Here is a 4,568-nt window from a genome sequence, read left to right as displayed (position 1 = left end):
GGCTCGCCGAGCTGGTTGAGCCAGCCGATGGCCGGGCGCAGGTTGGCCACCATGCGGCCGTCGTAGGCCAGCCGCAGCGACGACGCCACGAACTGCATCGGGTCCTTGAAGCGGCGCGTGCCGGAGGCCAGCGTGGCATCGAACTCGGGCGACAGGAACAGCGTGCGCAGCACGGTGGCGATGTCGCCGTCGCTCCTGGTGAACGCCGCCGCCATGCGCTCGACCAGCGCCGGCGGCGGCGCGTCGCCGACGAAGTGCGCGGCGATCCTGGCCGAGATGAAGCGCGCCGTGGCCGGATCGCGGCTAAGGATGTCGACGGCCTGCTCCACCTCGTGAAAACCGGACGGCTCGATGCGGTGGCCGAGCAGGGTCTTGGCGCCGAAGTCGTGGCGGTTCGGATTGAACTCGAACACGCCATCGGCGCGGTACAGCGCCTGCTTCTGCGGCGGCAGCTTCGGCGGCTCGCCGCTGGCGTTGATGCCCAGGCCGGTCAGCACGCGCGCCAGCTCCTGCACGTCCTGCTGCGTGTAGCGCGAGCCGCTGGCGCCGCCCGACACGCCGAGCGTGTGCAGCTCCATCAGCTCGCGCGCGTAGTTCTCGTTGATGCGGTTGGCGGCGCTCTGCGCGTTGTCCAGATACTCCAGCATGGCGGGCGCGGTCACGGTGGCCATCAGCAGGTCGCGGAACCGGCCGAGCGCGCGCGGCCGGATGGCGCGGTCCTCGTAGTCGGCCAGCACCCAGCGCACCGAACCCTTGCCCGAGTACACGCTGAAATGGTTCATCCAGAACCACGTCATCTGCTCGCGCAGTTGCGCCGGCGAGTAGAGCGCGCGCAGCAGGTGGCGGCGGCTGGTGTCGAGCAGCACCTCGCTGCCGGCGCGGTTGAGCGCCTCGCGCGCCTTCTGCTTTTCGTCTTCGTCGGCGAGCGCGTTGATGCGCCGCTGCTCGGCGCGCACGCCGCTCAGGCGCTGCGCGCCGCTTTGCTGCGCGATGCTCAGCGCGCCGATGGCGGCGGCGAGCTCGCCGCCGTCCTGCGCCGGCGCCGCGATCTGCTCGTCGAGATAACGCGCGCGGCCCAGCCTGCGCAGCTGCTCGATGCCGGCCTGGTCGGCGCCGAAGGTCACGCTGTTGAGCCAGTGCAGGTCGGCCGGCCCGAGCGCGGCGGCGGACGCGCCGCCGTCCCGCGGGCCGCCGCCTTGCGCGCAGGCGGCCAGCAGCGCGACGGCCACGGCCAGGTACAACGTTGTCGTCAGGCGTGGAAAGCGAAGAGGCATGGCGGTCCTGTCTCGGCTCGCGCGAGCGCGTGGGTGACACCGCTCTGACGCGGACGGACGCGGTTCGGTTGACGCGAACGTGCCGTGATTTACCCGGACTTTACGCCCGGAAACGGATCCCGCTCCGCAAGGAAAACGAAAGCCCCGGCCGCCATCCGCGCTCCCCTGGCCGCCGCCAGCTCAGGGCTGGCCTGCCTGCGCGGGCATGGCGCGCAGCGTGAGCGCCCAGAAGACCAGCGCCGCCAGGCTGATGACCGCGCCCAGCACGCATACGCCGCTCCAGCCGGCCCGCGCGTAGACGTGGGTCGACGCGATGGCGCCGGCGCCGCTGCCCAGTGCGTAGAAGAGCATGTAGCAGCCCACCAGGCGGCCGTGCGCCTCGGGCCGCACGCGGAACACCAGGCTCTGGTTGGTGACGTGGATGGCCTGCCCGGCGAGGTCGAGCACCAGCACGCCGGCCACCAGCAGCCACAGCGACTGCGGCGCCAGCGCCAGGGGCAGCCAGCAGGCGAGCAGCAGCACCAGCGCCACGCCGGTGGTGCGCTGGCCCAGGCCGCGGTCGGCCAGCCGGCCGGTGCGCGCCGCGGCCAGCGCGCCGGCCGCGCCCACCAGGCCGAAGGCGCCGATGGCGGTGTGCGACATGGCATGCGGCGGCGCGCTCAGCGGCAGCACCAGCGTGGTCCAGAACGCGCTGAACGCGGCGAACATCAGCATGGCGAGCACGCCGCGGATCTGCAGCGTGCGCTCGCCGAGCAGCAGCACGAACATCGAGCCGAGCAGGCGCGCGTAACCCAGGCGCGCCGGCGCGATGGCCTGGCGCGGCAGGCGGCGCGCCAGCACCGCGAACAGCAGCAGCGCCAGCACGCCCGAGGTGGCGTACACCGCGCGCCAGCCGGCCAGGTCGGCCAGCACGCCCGCCAGCGCGCGCGCCGCCAGCAGCCCCGTCACCACGCCGCCCTGCGCGGCGCCCACCACGCGCCCGCGCTCGTCGGGCGCCGCCAGCGTGGCGGCGAACGCGATCAGCCCCTGCGTCATGGCCGTGCCGAGCAGGCCCACGGCCAGCATGCCGGCCAGCAGCGCGGCGCGCGTGCCGGCCAGGCTGACCGCGCCGAGCGCCACCGCCAGCAGCAGCAGTTGCGCCAGGATCAGCCGGCGCCGGTCCATCAGGTCGCCCACCGGCACCAGCAGCAGCAGCGCCAGCGCGCAGCCGGCCTGGGTGGCCGTCACCACGATGCCCACGGCGCTCTCGGCGAAGCCGAACTCGCGCGCCACGGCGTCGAGCAGCGGCTGCGCGTAATAGACGTTGGCCACGCTGAGCCCGCAGGCCAGCGCGAACAGCCACACCAGCGCGGGGGCCATGCGGGCCGGCGCCGCGGCGGGAGCGCGCGCGCACGGCGCGGCGGCGTTCATGGTCATGGAGACTCCATCTGGTTGCGTCAGAAAACCAGATGGAGTCTAGCCAACATGGTTTCCTTAAGCAACCAGATGATGCGCAATACACACGACGGCACGGGAAGTGCGGCAGAAAGCAAGGCAAGCAGCGGCGCAAGAAGCGAAGCGAAAAGCGGCGCGGGAGGCTCCCCAGCAAGGTTGCGATGTATATCGTATAGTTACGATATTAATTTTGAGAGAAGCGGATATATGTTTCGGCAAAAGACGAAACAGGCCGTTTCCTCCATCAGCCAACCCGCCCCCAATGGACTCCGACGCCATCGACATCGACGCCATCCTCAAGGCCCTCGCCAACCCGCTGCGGCGCAACATCCTGTACTGGCTGAAAGACCCGGAAGCGAACTTCGCCATGCAGGACCACCCGCTCGACATCGGCGTGTGCGCGGGCCTGATCGATGCGCGCACCGGGCTGTCGCAGTCCACGGTCTCGGCGCACCTCGCCACGCTGCAGCGCGCGGGGCTGGTGACGTCGAAGCGGGTCGGCCAGTGGATCTTCTTCAAGCGCGACGAGCAGACCATCCAGGCTTTCCTGGCACGGATGCACCGCGATCTCTGAACCCCGGCGGCGCGCGAGCGCCGCAGTTTTTCCGCACCGATGGTGCCTGTCTACCCTGCTGTCTATCCTGATACCGGACCAATCATGACTACCCTTTTCGACCCGATCCGCATTGGCGACCTCGACCTGCCCAACCGCGTCATCATGGCGCCGCTGACGCGCTCGCGCGCGGTGGGCGGCGGCCGCGTGCCCAACGCGCTGATGGCGCAGTACTACGTGCAGCGCGCCTCGGCCGGCCTGATCCTGAGCGAGGCCACCGCCGTCACCCCGCAAGGCGTGGGCTACGCCGACACCCCGGGCATCTGGTCCGACGAGCAGGTGGCCGGCTGGAAGGTCGTCACCGATGCCGTGCACGCCGCCGGCGGCCGCATCTTCCTGCAGCTCTGGCACGTGGGCCGCATCTCCGACCCGATCTTCCTCGACGGCGAGCTGCCGGTGGCGCCGAGCGCCATCGCCGCCCAGGGCCACGTCAGCCTGGTGCGCCCGCAGCGCCCCTACGTCACGCCGCGCGCGCTGGAAACCGACGAGATCCCCGGCATCGTCGCCGCCTACCGCCACGGCGCCGAGAACGCCAAGGCCGCCGGCTTCGACGGCGTGGAAGTGCACGGCGCCAACGGCTACCTGCTCGACCAGTTCCTGCAGGACAGCACCAACAAGCGCACCGACGCCTACGGCGGCTCCATCGAGAACCGCGCGCGCCTGCTGCTGGAAGTGACAGACGCCTGCATCGAGGTATGGGGCGCGTCGCGCGTGGGCATGCACCTGGCGCCGCGCGGCGACGCGCACACGATGGGCGACTCCGACCCGGCCGCCACCTTCGGCTACGTGGCGCGCGAGCTCGGCAAGCGCAAGATCGCCTTCATCTGCGCGCGCGAGGCGCTCGGCGACAACCGCCTGGGCCCGGCCTTGAAGCAGGCCTTCGGCGGCGTCTACATCGCCAACGAGCGCATGACCAAGGCCACGGCGCAGCACGTGCTGGAAGCCGGCGAAGCCGACGCGGTGGCCTTCGGCCAGTTGTTCATCGCCAACCCGGACCTGCCGCGCCGCCTGCAGACCGACGCGCCGCTCAACGCGCCGCAGCCGGAAACCTTCTACCACTCGGGCGCGGAAGGCTACATCGACTACCCCGCGCTCGCCTGAGCGCGGCGGGACTGGCGCCGTCCGGGCCTTGCCGGGCGGCGCCCGCCGGCCGCCGCTTCGCCATGCTCCGGCGGACTTCGCCGGGGCCGGCGCCACTGCGCGCCGGCAGCGGCATGCGGCCCGTCCCGGACAGGGGCGGGCCGCAT

4 protein-coding genes are annotated in these 4,568 nt (G+C 71.8%); 2 read left to right on the top strand and 2 right to left on the bottom strand.

Features of this window, described 5'->3' with window-relative positions; genetic code table 11:
* Together K206_RS39185 and K206_RS0124620 are read right to left on the bottom strand one after the other, a co-directional pair.
* Nucleotides 1–1,274: DUF1800 domain-containing protein (locus K206_RS39185; protein WP_052165983.1), on the bottom strand; the 1,274-nt coding region annotated here is incomplete at its 3' end.
* A 180-nt stretch (nucleotides 1,275–1,454) separates the two neighbouring features.
* Complete coding sequence (locus K206_RS0124620) at nucleotides 1,455–2,690, bottom strand: MFS transporter (RefSeq protein WP_020205050.1); 1,236 nt, start codon at nucleotides 2,688–2,690, stop codon at nucleotides 1,455–1,457.
* 280 nt (nucleotides 2,691–2,970) lie between these two features.
* Between K206_RS0124620 and K206_RS0124615 the strand changes: the two genes are divergently transcribed.
* Both K206_RS0124615 and K206_RS0124610 read left to right on the top strand, forming a co-directional pair.
* Nucleotides 2,971–3,282 carry a helix-turn-helix transcriptional regulator gene (locus K206_RS0124615; RefSeq protein ID WP_020205049.1) on the top strand — a complete coding sequence of 104 codons (312 nt, stop codon included), beginning with the start codon at nucleotides 2,971–2,973 and terminating at the stop codon, nucleotides 3,280–3,282.
* A gap of 84 nt (nucleotides 3,283–3,366) precedes the next feature.
* Nucleotides 3,367–4,422: an alkene reductase gene (locus K206_RS0124610; RefSeq protein ID WP_020205048.1), complete on the top strand. Its 1,056-nt coding sequence runs from the start codon at nucleotides 3,367–3,369 to the stop codon at nucleotides 4,420–4,422.
* Nucleotides 4,423–4,568: the final 146 nt, after the last annotated feature.

Source organism: Cupriavidus sp. WS, assembly GCF_000395345.1.
GTDB classification, from domain to species: Bacteria; Pseudomonadota; Gammaproteobacteria; order Burkholderiales; family Burkholderiaceae; genus Cupriavidus; species Cupriavidus basilensis_B.
Note: the sequence above shows the minus strand (reverse complement) of the source record. Positions and strands in the feature narration are given on the sequence as shown.